The sequence below is a fragment of the Chitinophaga varians genome, from assembly GCF_012641275.1.
GTDB classification, from domain to species: domain Bacteria; phylum Bacteroidota; class Bacteroidia; order Chitinophagales; family Chitinophagaceae; genus Chitinophaga; species Chitinophaga varians_A.
In genome coordinates, this window is the sequence record NZ_JABAIA010000003.1 from 276,115 (window position 1) to 292,139 (window position 16,025).

At 46.0% G+C, this 16,025-nt stretch carries 17 protein-coding genes; 10 read left to right on the top strand and 7 right to left on the bottom strand.

The features are described from left to right. The first annotated feature begins 537 nt into the window (after window positions 1-537). The 9 genes from HGH92_RS24705 (at window position 538) to HGH92_RS24745 (ending at window position 7,354) form a co-directional block, all read left to right on the top strand. A complete protein-coding gene (locus tag HGH92_RS24705) occupies window positions 538-714 on the top strand; it encodes a hypothetical protein (RefSeq protein ID WP_168873490.1) in 177 nt (58 codons plus the stop codon). Window positions 715-757: 43 nt separating this feature from the next. Continuing rightward, entirely contained in the window at window positions 758-931 is a 174-nt protein-coding gene (locus tag HGH92_RS24710) for a hypothetical protein (RefSeq protein WP_168873491.1), read from the top strand. 42 nt (window positions 932-973) lie between these two features. After that, window positions 974-1,141 (top strand): hypothetical protein, encoded by a 168-nt coding sequence (locus tag HGH92_RS24715; protein WP_159455959.1) that lies wholly within the window; start codon window positions 974-976, stop codon window positions 1,139-1,141. 38 nt (window positions 1,142-1,179) lie between these two features. After that, window positions 1,180-1,341: a hypothetical protein gene (locus HGH92_RS24720; RefSeq protein ID WP_168873492.1), complete on the top strand. Its 162-nt coding sequence runs from the start codon at window positions 1,180-1,182 to the stop codon at window positions 1,339-1,341. Window positions 1,342-1,385: 44 nt separating this feature from the next. Further along, the gene (locus HGH92_RS24725) at window positions 1,386-1,553 is read left to right on the top strand and encodes a hypothetical protein (RefSeq protein WP_168737798.1); all 168 of its coding nucleotides are present in this window, start codon (window positions 1,386-1,388) and stop codon (window positions 1,551-1,553) included. Window positions 1,554-1,642: 89 nt separating this feature from the next. Beyond that, window positions 1,643-2,671, top strand: a complete 1,029-nt coding sequence (gene gwsG, locus HGH92_RS24730; protein ID WP_168873493.1) for a grasp-with-spasm system ATP-grasp peptide maturase — start codon at window positions 1,643-1,645, stop codon at window positions 2,669-2,671. Between the two features lie 112 nt (window positions 2,672-2,783). Next, a complete protein-coding gene (gene gwsS, locus HGH92_RS24735; RefSeq protein ID WP_168873494.1) occupies window positions 2,784-3,854 on the top strand; it encodes a grasp-with-spasm system SPASM domain peptide maturase in 1,071 nt (356 codons plus the stop codon). Between the two features lies 1 nt (window position 3,855). After that, the gene (locus HGH92_RS24740; RefSeq protein WP_211092738.1) at window positions 3,856-6,063 is read left to right on the top strand and encodes a peptidase domain-containing ABC transporter; all 2,208 of its coding nucleotides are present in this window, start codon (window positions 3,856-3,858) and stop codon (window positions 6,061-6,063) included. Further along, a complete protein-coding gene (locus HGH92_RS24745; RefSeq protein ID WP_168873495.1) occupies window positions 6,053-7,354 on the top strand; it encodes an HlyD family secretion protein in 1,302 nt (433 codons plus the stop codon). The genes HGH92_RS24740 and HGH92_RS24745 overlap by 11 nt, the downstream gene beginning before the upstream one ends. 24 nt (window positions 7,355-7,378) lie before the next feature. Here the strand turns inward: HGH92_RS24745 and HGH92_RS24750 are convergent, their stop codons facing one another. The 4 genes from HGH92_RS24750 to HGH92_RS24765 all read right to left on the bottom strand — a co-directional run bounded on the left by HGH92_RS24750 (window position 7,379) and on the right by HGH92_RS24765 (window position 12,070). Then, a complete protein-coding gene (locus HGH92_RS24750; RefSeq protein WP_168873496.1) occupies window positions 7,379-8,326 on the bottom strand; it encodes a zinc-binding dehydrogenase in 948 nt (315 codons plus the stop codon). 71 nt (window positions 8,327-8,397) lie between these two features. Continuing rightward, window positions 8,398-8,988 (bottom strand): Crp/Fnr family transcriptional regulator, encoded by a 591-nt coding sequence (locus tag HGH92_RS24755; protein WP_168873497.1) that lies wholly within the window; start codon window positions 8,986-8,988, stop codon window positions 8,398-8,400. 174 nt (window positions 8,989-9,162) lie between these two features. Continuing rightward, entirely contained in the window at window positions 9,163-10,806 is a 1,644-nt protein-coding gene (locus tag HGH92_RS24760; RefSeq protein WP_168873498.1) for a T9SS type A sorting domain-containing protein, read from the bottom strand. Window positions 10,807-11,314: 508 nt separating this feature from the next. Further along, on the bottom strand, window positions 11,315-12,070 hold the full coding sequence (locus HGH92_RS24765) for an SGNH/GDSL hydrolase family protein (RefSeq protein ID WP_168873499.1): 756 nt from the start codon (window positions 12,068-12,070) through the stop codon (window positions 11,315-11,317). A 211-nt stretch (window positions 12,071-12,281) separates the two neighbouring features. Between HGH92_RS24765 and HGH92_RS24770 the strand changes: the two genes are divergently transcribed. Next, window positions 12,282-13,397 (top strand): alkene reductase, encoded by a 1,116-nt coding sequence (locus HGH92_RS24770; protein ID WP_168873500.1) that lies wholly within the window; start codon window positions 12,282-12,284, stop codon window positions 13,395-13,397. Between the two features lie 76 nt (window positions 13,398-13,473). Here the strand turns inward: HGH92_RS24770 and HGH92_RS24775 are convergent, their stop codons facing one another. The 3 genes from HGH92_RS24775 to HGH92_RS24785 all read right to left on the bottom strand — a co-directional run bounded on the left by HGH92_RS24775 (window position 13,474) and on the right by HGH92_RS24785 (window position 16,024). Then, a complete protein-coding gene (locus HGH92_RS24775) occupies window positions 13,474-14,532 on the bottom strand; it encodes a hypothetical protein (RefSeq protein WP_168873501.1) in 1,059 nt (352 codons plus the stop codon). Between the two features lie 77 nt (window positions 14,533-14,609). After that, on the bottom strand, window positions 14,610-14,981 hold the full coding sequence (locus tag HGH92_RS24780; RefSeq protein ID WP_168873502.1) for a YdeI/OmpD-associated family protein: 372 nt from the start codon (window positions 14,979-14,981) through the stop codon (window positions 14,610-14,612). A gap of 62 nt (window positions 14,982-15,043) precedes the next feature. Continuing rightward, entirely contained in the window at window positions 15,044-16,024 is a 981-nt protein-coding gene (locus HGH92_RS24785; protein ID WP_168873503.1) for an NmrA/HSCARG family protein, read from the bottom strand. Window position 16,025: the final 1 nt, after the last annotated feature.

Consider the following 16,025-nt stretch of genomic DNA (forward strand, 5'->3'; position numbering starts at 1 on the left):
TTTGTAGTTTTCTATGCTATATATTAAAATTTCCTCCACCACTCATGTGCAGTGATTCAAATAATATGTAACCTATCGGTTACGAAAAATAATCATTTTACCCGGTTTGGAAAAATTTTTCTGCCTGATAGCTTTGCCTACGCACCCAGGCAAATGCCTATTGTTAAGTAAATAGGCATTTGCTCGAAATACAAATAAGTTCGAGTTTTGTACCATAGAGATCACAGACAACTTTTAAACCTCGCGTTAGTCGCGGGGTTTTGTTTTTTAGGCGTTTAGTCGAGATCCTTTTATATAACCCCGATTTCTTTCCTGTACTTTATACAGGTTAATCAGTTTTTAATAAGGTATGAAGAATGACAATGAGATAAAAATCCTGCTTCAGCCAATTGATTACCCCTTCTCCTATCCTGAAACGGCGCCGCAAATATTCCCCCGAACACCGCAAATATCGACTGCCCCCACTCAAATATTCATCCCGCTCCAACGATGTAATTCCTTCGGCTACTTTTACATCATCATTAAAAACTACATCACATGAAAAAGTTACAAAAACTGGTTGCCAAAGCGGTAACATCCCCTGAAACCCTGAAAGGTGGCAGATTAATGCAGTTGGAAGCTTTCACCGACGGTGGTGACAAAACTACTTACAACACCGCGAGCTGGAATGGCAGACACTATGTTACTGACGTAAACCAGGACCCCGGAAATTAATCGTGCCCCCGGAAAAATGTCAACCTGTTAAATTGGAAAAACGATGAAAAAGAAATTGTCAAAACTGAATGCAAAAAAGGTGGAAACACCTGCAGCCATTAAAGGTGGCTTGTTACAAATGGTCTCCGATACTTCAGGCGGCGACTGTTACTTCACCACCGCCTTTTGCACCCAGAGAGGGGATCAGTTCTCCTGCGATCACAAAACAGATTGTTAATTATCACCTGGAAGGAAACGTTTAACCTTTAAATTAAAAACCATGGACAAGAAACTGTCAAAACTGAATGCAAAAAAAGTAGAGAACTCCGAAGCGGTTAAAGGCGGCCTGATGGCGCTGGCCAGCATGGAAATGGATGGTGGTGTTACTACCCACTCTGCTACCCAAAGAGGTGATCAATACTTCTGCGATCACAAACAAGACAACTAATCAACCTTCATTTATTCATTCATTCAATATTGCAACACATGAAAAAGTTAGAAAAACTGGTCCCAAAAGAGGTAACATCTCCTGAAACACTGAAAGGCGGCTTAATGCAGCTGCAATGCCTGGAAGACGGCGACAAAACCACCAGCAACAGCGCTTCCTGGAATGGCAGACATTATGTTACTGATACCAAAGCGGACTAAGTACACCCCAAAAAAAGTAGTTAACCTAATAAATTAAAAACAATATGAAAAAGAAATTATCCAAACTGAGTGCAAAAAAAGTTGAAGCCCCGGAAGTAATTAAAGGTGGCCTGATGGCACTGGCCAGCATGGAAATGGACGGCGGTGTTACCACTCACTCTGCCACCCAGAGAGGTGATCAGTACTTCTGCGATCACAAACAAGATAACTAATCATTTCTCCTTCCGCATCATGATGAAGGAAATCAGGGAACTGCCAGCAACAGCTGGCAGTTCTTCCCCACAAAAATCAATATCCGGTCATGTCTAAAAAGATACTCATATTAAGTCAGTCCTACCTGGAAAGTACTACAGACCAGGTTTGCCAATGGATGGACTATCTGAAAATACCTTACCGGCGGTTGAATGGTGAAGACTTCTTCCGGTTTCAACAGCTTAATGATCTGCCGGATAATACAGAAACTGCCGTGGTTTGGTACCGCAGGAAAATCGCTCACTTTCCCGCTGAGTTCAGCCTGAAGCAACCGGACTTTAACAGCCAGTACACCCTGAAACGTTTTCTGGTAGATGAATTCAACGGCCTGCATTCTTTTCTGTTTCATTCCATCGACACCCAAAAATGGCTGAACGATCCCCTGTCAGAGAAAAACCTGAATAAACTCCAGGTGTTACAATTGGCCCGCCGGTTAAACATCCCCACGCCTTTTACGGAAGTGGTGACTACCAAAACAAAAATTATGGCTTTGCTGGAACAATACCCCGCATTGATCGTAAAACCCCTCAGTGAATGTATTTTACTGGAGGATACCGAGCACAGGGCTTACAAAATGCTGACCAGCACCATCGATCAAAAGAGCCTGGGAGCAGTACCGGAAACATTTTTCCCCTCCCTGGTACAGGAAAGGATTGTCAAAAAATTTGAGATCAGGACCTTTTACCTGGATGGTGTATGTTATTCCATGGCCATCTTCTCGCAAAACAACCGGAAAACAACAGATGATTTCCGGAATTATGATAACCATCGGCCCAACAGGACCGTACCCTATAAATTACCCGCTGACCTGGAACATAAACTGGACCAGCTCATGAAAATACTGCGCTTCCGCACAGGGTCCATCGACCTGATGGTGGACATGCAGGGGAACTATCATTTCCTCGAAATCAACCCGGAAGGTCAGTTCGGCATGGTGTCCCATCCCTGCAACTACTACCTGGAAAAAAAATTCGCACGGTTACTTCATCAATCTGTTCTCCATGAAAAAGAAATACATCAGCAACCTGAAAACAAAGAAAATACTGCCCCTGCCACTGTATTTTCTGAAGCAGAGTGAATCCGTTGCCTCCCTGCCCATCACGAAGTTTGAGAAAGCCTCGAGGGTTAACGCGGAAGGATTCGAACTGTATAATTTCTATAAACCGATCTCCAAATTCTGATTTTCTGTTATGGAATATCTAAATATATACGCAAACTGTCAACTGGTAAAGGGCGCCAATATGTCGCTGCTCTGCGATCTGCAAATGCGCCGGTTCTATCACCTGCCGAATGATACTGCCGAAGTATTGTTGTTCCTGCAACAATATTCCATCGACGAATGTATCGCACATTATGGGGAAGATAACCGGGAAGCTATCACCGGTTATGTGGACTTTTTCGTCAGCCGGGAGCTGGGGTTCATCGATGACCATATCCTGCCGGAGCTTACCGCAATGCAGCTCACCTGGGACCGCTTTGCGGATATTACCAATGTTGTTATTGAATACCAGGAAACCATCGACTATACCGGACCGTTTTTCCGGCAACTGCTGGACCAGCACCTGGAAGGGCTGGAGATCAGGTTTTATCAGCCGGTGGCGCTGCCTGAACTCAGGGAATTACTGGCATTGTTCAGCGATTCTACGTTGCGACATATCAAACTGGTACTGCCCTACGAGAAAAGCCTGAATATAGCCACACTGGACGAACTGGTGAAAAAAAATCAACGGGTAAAATCCCTGTTGCTACATAGTTCACCGGAGGAAAAGCTTGAAAAAATATTCTCGAATTCTGTACCGGTATACTATTTCACCGGAGAAATCAACTCCTGCATGGCCTGCGGCGAAATACGTGCCAACCACTTTACGGTGAACACGGAACTATTCACCGAAAGCCTGCGTTTTAATAGCTGCCTGAATCGTAAGCTGAGCATAGATCAGCAGGGATATATCAAAAACTGTCCTTCTATGCGGGAGAATTATGGCCATGTGGCAGATACCTCCCTGCAGGCTGTGCTGGACAATAAAACGTTTAACCGTTACAGTCATATCCGTAAAGATGATATCGCTGTTTGTAAAGACTGTGAATTCCGGCATGTATGTACGGACTGCCGGGCTTATATAGAGAATCCACAGGACATCTATTCAAAACCCCTGAAATGCGGGTACAACCCCTACACCAACAACTGGGAAGAATGGGCGCAACATCCGATGAAACAAGCCGCTATCGAGTGGTATGGAATGGCAGAGATAATCAAATGATATGAAGCTGAAAAAATTTCCTTTTTATAAGCAGCCGGACGGGAAGGACTGTGGCCCTACCTGTATCAAAATCATCAGCAAGCATTATGGCAGGCTGACAGATATACAGGCTATCCGTACCCTCGCGGAAACAACGCGGGAGGGCAGCTCTCTGGCGGGATTGTCTGCGGCTGCAGAAGGATTGGGGTTTAAGTCACTGGCGGTGAAAATAGATTTTCCCACGCTGGTGGAAGAGGCGCCACTGCCTTGTATTTGTCACTGGGGACAACAACATTTTGTTGTCGTTTATAATATCAAAAAATCAGGTGGACGTACCCTCGTTCACGTGTCAGATCCGGCCTATGGGCTGATCACCTACAGCCAGCAGGAATTTATTGATGGTTGGATGGGCAAGGGAAAAAAGGAAAATGATGAAGAAGGAATTGCCCTGCTGCTGGAAACTACGCCCGAATTTTATGAATCAGAAACCGATACACCTGCTAAGAGGAAAGATATTTCTTTCCTCTTTAGCTATTTTTTCCGGTACAAAAAACTGATTACCCAGCTTACCCTCGGCCTGCTGGCCGGTAGCGTGCTGTCACTGATCTTCCCTTTTCTCACCCAGAGTATTGTAGATATCGGCATACAGAACCATGACCTGAATTTCATCTACCTGGTGCTACTGGCACAGGTGATGTTGTTTGTGGGAAGGACCGGGATAGAAGTGATACGCAGCTGGATCTTGTTACATCTGTCCAGCAGGATCAATATCTCCATTGTATCGAACTTTTTTATTAAGCTGATGAAATTACCCATCAGTTATTTTGATACCCGCATGACGGGGGACATCATGCAGCGTATCAATGACCACCAGCGCATAGAACAGCTGATGACCAATTCGTCACTGAATACGCTTTTCTCCATGGTGAACCTGGTGATCTTCAGTATTGTATTGCTGTTGTATGATTACCGGCTCTTTCTGATCTATTTGCTGGGCGGGGTATTGTCTATTGCATGGATCTCTTTTTTCCTTAAAAAAAGAAGAGACCTGGACTATAAACGTTTCTCTCAGGTATCGGAGGAACAAAGCAAGGTGATGGAACTGGTGAATGGGATGCAGGAAATCAAGATATACAATGCTGAAAGACAGATGCGCTGGGGCTGGGAGTTTATGCAGGTAAAACTGTTTAAGATCCATATCAGTTCCCTGTCCCTGGAGCAATGGCAAACCGTTGGTTCCAATTTCATCAACCAGATGAAAGACATCTTTGTCAGTTTCCTGGCAGCCAAACTGGTACTCGACGGTAACCTGACACTGGGTATGATGCTGGCGGTACAGTATATCATCGGCCAACTGAATGGCCCGCTGGTGCAGCTGATGGATTTCGTAAAGCAGGTACAGGACGCTAAGATATCCCTGGAAAGGTTGAGCGAGATCCACGAAAAGGAAGACGAAGAACGTAGCGATATACAAACGGTGATGGATATACCAGAACAGGATATTGTATTGGATAATGTTTCTTTCCGTTATGTAGGCGCTGGTTCTCCTGTATTTGAAAACCTGAGCCTGCGTATCCCGCATCGTAAAACCACGGCCATTGTCGGCGCCAGCGGTAGTGGTAAAACTACGCTGCTGAAGTTGCTCATGAAGTTTTATGATCCGGTGGAGGGAGAAATAAAGATTGGCCATGCGCCCCTGAAACATGTTTCGCCGCGCTACTGGCGTGATCAATGCGGCGTGGTGATGCAGGAAGGCTATGTGTTCAATGATACCATCGCTAAAAATATAGCCGTCGGCATTGATGATATTGACCGGCCACAGTTGCGCAAAGCAGTTGAGGTGGCGTGCATCAGGGATTTTATTGAAAGCCTGCCCTTGAATTACAATTCAAAGATCGGCAACGAAGGTATCGGTATCAGCGGTGGCCAGAAACAACGCCTCTTTATTGCCCGGGCTGTCTATAAAGCGCCGGAGTACATCTTCTTCGATGAAGCTACCAGTGCGCTGGATGCCAATACGGAAAAGGCTATCATGGGCAATCTGGAACAGTTTCTCAAAGGGAAAACCGCGGTGATCATCGCTCACCGCTTGTCAACCGTGAAAAATGCGGATAAAATCATCGTACTGGATAAAGGAAGGGTAGTAGAAGAAGGTAGTCACGACGAACTGGTGTCGCTCAAAAAAGAATATTACAGGCTGGTAAAAAATCAATTGGAACTTGGAAACTAAAAAAGACATACTGGACACCGTGCAACTGCATTCGGAAGGAGTGCAGGACATTCTGACGCTGCCTCCGCACTGGATGATACGCTGGGGCAACACCGTTATTATGGTAATCCTGTTGCTCATTTTACTGATGAGCTATGTGATCAAATACCCCGAGTTTGTGCCTTCCAAGGTGATCATCTCTTCCAGCAATCCGCCGGAGAAGCTCGAAGCGCGCACCAATAGCAAGGTGGAAGAAATATTTGTGGAAGACCACCAAAAAGTAAAGAAGAACCAGCTCTTGCTGGTGCTGCAGTCCACCGCTGACTACCGGGACGTGATCCGTCTGCGTAATATCATGGATTCGCTGGATTGTAAGGCATTGCCGCATTTTCCCCTGGCGGAAGTAGCGCGGTTTAAGCTCGGGGAGGTACAGGCTGACTATAATGCTTTTGCCAAAGCACTCACGGATGAACAGCTGTATGCCCGCTTGCAGCCCTATTCTCCGGACTTCGCTGCGGCGGAAAGGGGCCTCACGGAGTCACGTAACCGCATCCGTACTCTGCAACAGCAAAAAGAGCTGGAGCAAAAAAAGTATGAAGTCTCCAAACGGGAGTTCGACAGGTACCAGGAACTGTTTAAGGAAAAAGTGGTGTCTGCGGCGGAGATGGGCCAGGAGAAAATCAAATTCCTGCAGGCAGAACAAAATATTGAAAATCTTAATGTTACAATTTCCCAGTTGCAGGAGAGTATACTGGGTATAGAAAAAACGAGAAGCGGTGTGGCTATCAGCGCGCAAAAAGACCAGATCAACCTGAGCTCACAGACCGCCCAGCTGTTTGAACAATTGCGGCGGTCTGTTAAATCCTGGGAGCAGAACTACCTGTTCACCTCTTCCGTAGATGGCGTGGTAGGCTTTCAGCAGTTCCTGGGTAAAAACCAGTTTGTAAAGTCCGGTGATATACTCGTTGCCGTTATGCCGGAAGATAAAAATATGCTGATTGGCCGCCTGCAGGTACCAGCCACCAACTCCGGCAAAGTGAAGGAAGGGCAGAAGGTACTGCTGAAGCTGGACAACTATCCTTACCAGGAATTTGGCTCGGTACAGGGCAAGGTAAAAAGCATCGCTAATACCCCCGATAAAGATGGTAACTACTACGTGAACGTGATTCTCCCGGATGGCCTGAAAACCTCTTTCCACAAAACACTTGCCTTCGATAAAGAACTGAAAGGCAATGCGGAGATTGTTACACAGGACCTACGGTTGATAGAACGTTTCTTTTATCAGCTACGAAAATTACTTCGGTCCGAGTGAGCTTCTGCCGCGAAAGTAGTGCTGTTACGCTACGTGTAAGACTACTTTGCCATTCACCTGCTGCTGTAATAATTTATTAACGGCAGTGAATATACTTTTCCAGGGAAGTTCAAGGTCGATAGGTGTATTCAGGCTTCCATTTTCTACCATAGCTGCAAGACGCTCCAGCATTGGAGTACTTGGAAATAGTGGTTCTCTTCCAAGCCAGATACATTTTATGCGATGTAATGGCCATCCTGCTGAACGTATGTTTATGTTACTAAACTCACGGGCAGAGTTACCATAATTGATACAAATGCCATTACGGGACAATGCCGTTAGAGCTGTGGCCAGGGTATCACCACCTATGGAATCCCAGATTATATCATATTCACCGGCCGCTTTGGCTTCAGCTGCATCTTTAAATATACCAGATGGGTTTTGCAACAGATTGGCCAATTCGGTACGTCTGCTTACCGCAAATACTTTTGCTCCGGCATTGGCTGCCAACTGACAGGCAAAACGTCCGACTCCGCCTGCAGCACCAGTTATGAGTACGCGTAAACCTTGAATGTCTCCACTGGCATCCAGGCAGTCAAGAGCTGTGAGGCCGGCAATTGGTAAGCAGGCCGCCTGTGCGTCTGTAATGCCTTCCGGAATTTCAGCCATCAGTCCTCCGGGAGCAACAAGGTATTCAGCCCAGGACCCTTGTGCTATATAGCCGAACACTCTGGTACCTTCTTTGGGAGTACTGCCATCTTCGGCAGCTTTCACAACAATACCGGCAAAATCCCACCCTACGATATAACTTTCTGTTGTTGACAAGGCGGTACGTGTTTCACCCTGATTGACGGTGAAGGCCTTTACTTTTACCAGTGCCTGATTGGGTTTGGGAAGTGGTATGTCTGTCCTTCGGAAATCTAAACCTGCCGGGGTATGCGGGGCTGTGAAAATGGCATCCATTTGCTGCTTCAGGTAGAAATTATTTTCCATTTCATCTTAAAATTTCTCAAACTTACACAGCGGACAAAGTGAAATTGTTGATCTGAATCAACAAATAACTCCTAGATATTTATATTTCTTAATCTGCTCAATGTCTCTTTGGTCATTCCCAGAAAATTGGCAAGAATATGATGAGGTATTCGCAGAAATAATTCTGGTGAAGTAAGCATGAGACGCTTATATCGGGCCTGAGGCGTATCGTAATACGAAGCTAACAGGCGTTCCATCGAGTAGCACGCTGTTTGTTCTGCCAGGTGTCTTCCTGCTTTCTGCCATGAATATGATCTGTCAAATAGCTTAAGCATATTTTCAGCATCAATACAGATCATGGTGGTCGGTTCAACAGCAACTATATCAACTTCTCCCGGCTTCCTTAGTAAAATACTTATATAGTCTGTTACAAAATCATTCTCTGTGGCAAAATCAAAAGTACGCTCTATACCATCCAGATTTTTAACCCATCGAAAGCAGCCCTTTAAAATAAATCCAATTGTTTTGCATCTGCTTCCTGCCCTGTTAAAATATTCCTTTGTGTCAAATTGTTTGATGCATAACAATTCATTCAGCCACTCCCATTCCTGTTCTTCAAATGTCGCGAGTGTACTTAAATATGATTTCAACGGCGTATAGTCCCAAAGGTTATTGGTATTCATGGGAATGAATTTTGATTTACTTTTCAGTATACACAATATAATTCAAGATAAATTTATTATCCTTTGAGACCTTAAATACATGCCTGTTTCTCAAATTAAAAAAGCTGCCTCAAAGGTAATTTGAGGCAGCTTTTTTAATATTTAAAACAGAAGCAGCATTCTTCAGCAGCAAAATTATTTCAGGATCAGCTGTTTTACTTCTCTCTGATTTCCTGTGCGCACTTCCAGGTAATAGTTGCCGCGCTTCAGGTTGGCTGTGTTGATGGTAGTCTGACTGTTATGTGATTGTATCTTCAGTACCAGATTATTGCTGAGGTCGTACAAGGCAATCTCCTTGTTGGCATTCTGGTCCTGATTGGCATTGTCGGTGAGTAAGATATAGCTGGTAGTAGGATTGGGATAAATGCTGAAGCGTTCGGCTTTCATCATCGATTTATCAATACCGCCGCTGCATTTAACTCCCCATATAGTAAATTCTTGATACCTGGTGCCGCACGACGTTGGGTAACTTCCTCTGAAAGTGATCCATTGACTTACAGCAATATTCCCGTTTACAAAGTTGCCGGTGCTGCCGGCAAATGGATAGGTGCCAGCTATCTTTGTCCAGGTCACAGATCCCAGCGGAGTAGGAGTTAATCCCACTCTGAACTTGCCGGAACATACGTTTGCCTGGCCATAAAGTATGGGCGTTTCGGTTGATATAGATAGCCCGTCTGAGTAGTATGGGACCGGTTCCTGTACTCCTACATTCAATAGTTGTGTGGTAGCTGGGGAATAGCCGCACCCTGCGTTGTAACTTTTTACAGACACCCAAGACGAGTAGAACGTTGCGCTTACATCTGTTAATGTAATGGCGTTGCCGGTTGCAGCGGGCAGCAAAGCGGGTGAAGACGCCCCGTTAATGCGGAGATTCGCATTCTCTGCTTCCCACAGGTAGTGCGTGGCATCGGCTACAGCCCCAACCGCGAAATTGGCTGACTGGTTACAAACAGTTCCGGTGGTAGTTGTAAACTGTGGCTGTGTTGGCGGGTTCTGTTTTACAGTACAGGTATACTTTTCATACCCGGTTTCCTGCTGCATTGGCGTAACAGATACATTCCCCGGCACCGCATTACCTGACGGTTTTAACTGGATGCTGGTGGTAGTGGTGCTGAGCACAGAGGGGGCAGGCTGACCATTATATAGCCATCCTGGACCAATTTCCCATTTATAGGAAGTGATGCCGGAAATATTCAGCGGATTGTTGATAGTAAAAGTACGTGGCGCTACGTCGCCACATGCCAGTGTAATATTCAGCGGGCCAAAATCAAAATGCCTGTATTCATCTATGAAAACGGAGCGGATCAATACGCCACCGGTATCTTGCTGGGCACTGTTTACATACATGAACAGCTGACTGTAGCTTTTGCCAACCGGCACGCTTACATTAACAGCCATTTCCTGGAAATTACCGGGAATAGGCACCTGTTGTGGTGGCATGTTATCTCCTGTAGGAGTTGGGATGGTACCAAAATCGCAGTTGGTGGTGGAAGAAGCCTGTAAACCATTAGTCAGCGCCACATACAGCGCGGCAAGGTTGGTGTGTGTGTTACCAGAACCACTAAAATAGCCGGGGTTTGATGCCATTATCCTTATCCTGTAAGTGATATAAGGCTTAAAGTCGTACTTCACAAAAAAACCTTCCGATTTACTTTTATAATACCAGAGCCGCAGGTTCACCAGGTTATCCCGCATTTCAATGTCGGGAGAACCGTGGGTAGATTTGACGGTCAGGTTGGGATACAGCTGTGACCATAGTTGTGTGTGCTGCGGGCACATCGGATTAAAAACATTACACTCATAACAATCGTTGAATGGAAGCAGGACTGTTGAGAAGGGTAATTGCAACTGGGCAGAAATTGTCGATGGATTAATAACAATTGCCAGCATTGACAAGCAACACAGTAGGTAGAATTTCCTAAGCATAGGTTTTCACGGTTTATGATTGATAAAATACTTTTGTTCTGTCGGGTATATGGATTATGGTTATTTCGGTGGCAAAGTAACAAAAAATAAATTTAAAAGCGAGGTTAATTCGCTGACAATCTGCTTAACGCTTCCTGTTGCGCCGGAACGATTGACATGTCAGCCGATTTTGAGAGTCTGCAAAATCGGCTACAGTAGTGAACGTAATTTTACAGTATTTCCCTGGCATATTGTAGTATCTTTTGCAGGTGTGGTTACTGGTGCCGGTAGTGATTGTTTGCGCAGTGCATAATATATCCTGAAGTCTCCTGACAGGCAGACAGGAGAAATTCCATAGTAAAATCTTTTGTCCCGCAAATTTTTATGTAGTAACAGTATGTGATTGATTTAGTTCACATAGTTCATTAAATACAGACTGTAACTTATTGGCTATTTGCGAATGCCCTTCTTTGTTAAGGTGCGTTGCATCCTGGAAATACCTCCTTTTTTGTGGCACCAGGGTATGTGTGTCTATGTACCTTATCTTCTTATTCCGGAATTTATAGTTTTCTAAAATTTTGTTGGCAGAGCTTCTTGTTTTTTGTACGAAGTTGTCTAGTACGGGAAGAGGAGACAGAAGGATAATATTGTAATTCAACTGATCTAATATCTCCAGAAGTTGTTTTAGCTCAGCTTTTCTCACCTGCATTTTCTTTCTGGTAACGGAGCTGAAAGTATCGAAAGCTATTTTAAACCAGGACTTAACTAACAGTTTAAGATATTGTGGTTGGGATACTACTCCAGCTTTGGAAGAGGCTGTGCTATCATTGCTGGATTTCCTGGCAACTTTCTTCTTTTTTTTAAATTTCAGGGAACGGGATAGTTCCTGTTTGATACTGAAAGAGAATTCATAATTTCCCAACTGTACTAACAAGATGTCGGGAGCAAATTCATGAATATTATTGGTCGTCTCTATGAAATTTTTCAGTGTAACATGACCTTGTGTTTTTTTTTCAAATGAGACTTCCTTAGAGTTAACGGTGGAAATCATAACATCTATGAAATTATCTTTTTGATCCGATAGGCCATAGCCAACAACGTGACATCCTCCTATCGCAAGGACTTTAATATTCTTCATTATACAAGGCCTGGGTACAGCTTTGCGGTAAATGGTGGGTTAAGGATTATTTAATCAACGCTGATAAGACTGCTCAGGTGTCATTAAGTTTAATCTGTATTTGCGAAATTTTTTGCAGATAATTTAAGGCCGTTAAATTAACAGCGCTAACACTGCGATAATATATGCTGCGACCGGCAGTAGCTTTAAGAATTGAAGAAACCCTATTGTTATGGCATATCCTGCTTTATTCACCCCACACAACCTGGGTGGCGTCAGTTTAAAAAACAGGTTACTGATGGCGCCTATGACCAGGAGCCGGACATCCCAGCCCGGAGACATCCCCAATGAATTAATGGCGGAATACTATCGTCAGCGGGCGTCTGCGGGTATAATTATTACCGAGGCCACCTATGTCAGTCTGGAAGGGAAAGGATATGCCAGGACGCCTGGTATCATCACCAATGAACAAGTGGCCGGATGGAGAAAAACTGCTGACGCCGTTCACCACGAAGGGGGCGTGATTTTTTTACAGCTCTGGCATACGGGAAGAATGTCGTCTTACCTGGTAAACGGCCTGCAGCCGGTTGCGCCATCTACTATCGTCCCTTCAGAGGATAATAAAGTATATATCTATGACGGGCGGCCGGATGGACTGATCACATTTGTGCCGGTGGATACTCCCCGTGCCATGGAAGCGATGGAAATAACATGGCTTCAGCAGGCGTTTGTACAAGGCGCAATAAAGGCCATGGAAGCGGGCTTTGATGGCGTCGAAATACATGGGGCCAATGGCTATATCTTCGATCAGTTTTTGAGAAGTACGCTGAACAAACGAACAGATCAATATGGCGGCAGCATGGAAAACCGTACTAGGTTGCTGGTGGAGACAGCTAAAGGTATTGCGGATGCCATCGGTCAACAAAAGGTAGGGGTACGGTTATCTCCCTACGTAGTTTATAAAGACACCGAAGACCCGGAAATACTGGAAACCACACTGCTGGTAGCAGAACAGCTAAACAAACTAAACATCGCCTACGTTCATCTTGCAGAAGCCGACTGGCCGGACGGAACGGAATTGTCAGACGGGTTCAGAAAAGATCTACGGAAGGCCTTTAAGAATACGATCATTGCCACCGGTAATAAAACGGCTGAAAAAGCAGTGGCGCTCATTGAAAGCAGACACGCAGACCTCGTGGGCTTTGGACGTTATTTTGTTTCTAATCCTGACCTTCCGGAAAGGCTTCAGCGTGGAGCCGGCTTGAATGAAATAGTGGACAGCCGCCGGCTATATGGCGGAGGTGACCATGTCGGATACACTGACTATCCTGCTATGGAAGGGGGATAGGAATGAATTGATCAGGGATGGACAGGCCCATATTGTCCCGCAATATGGGCCTGTGATATGAAATACACGTGTTTTATCATAACGGCAGGTCGTATCCGCGCAGCTGGCCGTCACCGGTTGTTAGCAGCAACTTGTTATGCACCATCATCACGTTGATGATATTGCTACTGTAGTCATAGATGTAATCGGGGTTGGCAGTGGGATTGCCATCCAGGTCATATGCTGTGAATTCGATGCCTTCCGGCATTACCTCGGCTTTACAGCGTAAATTTTTTCTGTCCAGTAATAACAATCTTCCAAACTGGGAGATGACCAGGATGTTGTGGTCATCCACAAAAAACACCGTGTAGTTGATATTGTCCGGTTCAGCGGCGGGGAAGTCCTTGCTGCCGTCGAAAATAGCCGGCTGGTCCTGTTCCGCTACTTTGGTCATGGCAGGGAAGGCGTATATTTCCAGCGGTTCATCATAATGCGGGGCCATGACAAACTCTTTCCCGGAAGGGGCAAAGTTGCCCATGATCATATTATCACATGCAGGGAGCGTTGTCAGGGAAACGACGCCGTTGTCCCATTGGAGCTGCATCAGGACCGATTCTTCCTGGCCGGCGGCAGCTTCCAGCAGGATGGTGTTTTTGTCGGGTGTGGCATGAAATGCATAGGCATAACGATGGCTTTCGAGCAGCGGGTGAGCGGCTATTACTTCAAAAGTGGCCACATCCATCACCTGCAGCGTATCTGTTTCATTTTCCCCGCCGGGCAGCACGTACCAGATGGTTTTATTATCGCTGGAAAAATAACAGGCAGCACCCAGGAACCAGCCCCAGGAGCTATGTTCCACGGTATGTAACACAGTAGTGCCTTCAGCGTCAAGAATACGCACGTCAGTCATGCCGGCAATAGCAATGAGGCGGCCATCAGCAGAGGCGGACAGCTTGCTGCTGACATAATTGGTGTTCTGCCCCTGCATGATTTTTTCCCAGACAATTTCAAGGTCAGCGTTGAGTTTTGTGATCAGCGGCTGGCTCGCAAAGTTCATCAGCACTTCGCCATTCGGTAATGGCACTACGTTTACCGGGTTAGCGGTGAAGGTCAGTTTGTTCTTTAATGGCAGGTTAATATGCGGAAATTGACTCATATCTGTTGTTTATACCGTCGCAAAGGTAATGCACAAACAGCTTTTCTGACAACCCGCCCTGTTTTCTTTGTCTTATCTTATTCTTCTGTCCACATCCCGGTACGTTTTGCCAGATCGATCTTTTCCTGTCCGTGCACGGTCATCTGCCCGGTGGCGATCATGCGTTGCGCACGTTCTATATTGGGTTTGCTCCATTTGCTTTTCGCTTTGCGCGGGGTGAATGTGAGATAGAAACTTTCCTCGTCACGCTTTTTAGCTTTGCTGTCTATCCATCCAAAGCATAACGCTTCTTCCGTCGCCTCGATTAGGGAGATGCAGGGGACTTTACTTTTTTTATGATATTGGATAAGCCATACCCCGGGTTCCGCCTGACAGTTTTTCTCCAGCCATTTCCGCCATTCCCTTCTGGTGCGGGCATATACTGCTTGTCTTCCATCCAGTGTTTCCATCGTAGAATAGTTTACGGGTGATTGTTATAACAAAGGTAGGACCCGGGTTTGACAACCCTATGTCAGGAGAGATTTACTTTTTCTCCCTGCCATCCGGTGCTCCGCAGAAACTGTTCCCAGGTCAGCGTTGCAGGGTTTATTTTCCGGCTCCAGCCCAGGTCGCGGTCTTCCCGGAAGTATCCATATTCCACCGCGTATTCCACCATGCCCAGGAGTTCCCGTACCAAAGTCTCGTTGGCGCCGAATGCCGGAAAGTGGCCAAGGAGTTCCTCCCGTGTATAGGCTGAACTATAAACCGCTTTTTTACCGGTTACCCTGACAAAGGTGTCCACCATTTCCTGCGGAGAGATGATGTCGCCGATGACGGGCAGGGATTGTCCCGCATACTGATCCGGATGGGTAAGGATTTCCAATACGGCAGGGCCGGTCGCAGTAAGCGGGTCAACAAACGGCGCTCGAAAGTCTTCAGGCAGATAGACCGGGAATACCAGGGTATCGCCCCGTAAGACAGGCGTATAGAATTCTATCAAATTCGTATAAAAAAACGCCATGGAGATAAACGTGCTTTTGATGGGCAGGGTTCGGATGTATGCTTCAATTTTACCCTTGTCCGTAAAATGCGGGGCGAATTTTTCCCCTTTCGTTCGTTCATCGACGTTTTCCAGGGCGCTGAATATGATATGTGGGACCTGCGCTTCCATCGCTGCATCGGCCAGCTCCTTGCCCAGTTCGAACTCATGGGTGGACGGCGGGGTAATGTTGGGCGTCATCAGAAATGCAGCATCAGCGCCCCGGAATGCTTTCACAAAATCTTTTTTGTGGCCTAGGTCCAGCGGTATGCTCACCAGCTCTACACCCCGGGCGGCCAGGGAGAGCGCTTCCGGCGAATCGGTGCGGCGGGTAATGCCTCGTACCCGGTATTTGCCGGAGGCCAGCAGCGTGCGTGCCGCACTGAGCCCCTGTTTGCCCAAAATACCTACGATCGTAACAAGCGGTTTGTCTCGCTGTACGCCTTTACTGTCTGTTGTTAAATGGTCAGTCATA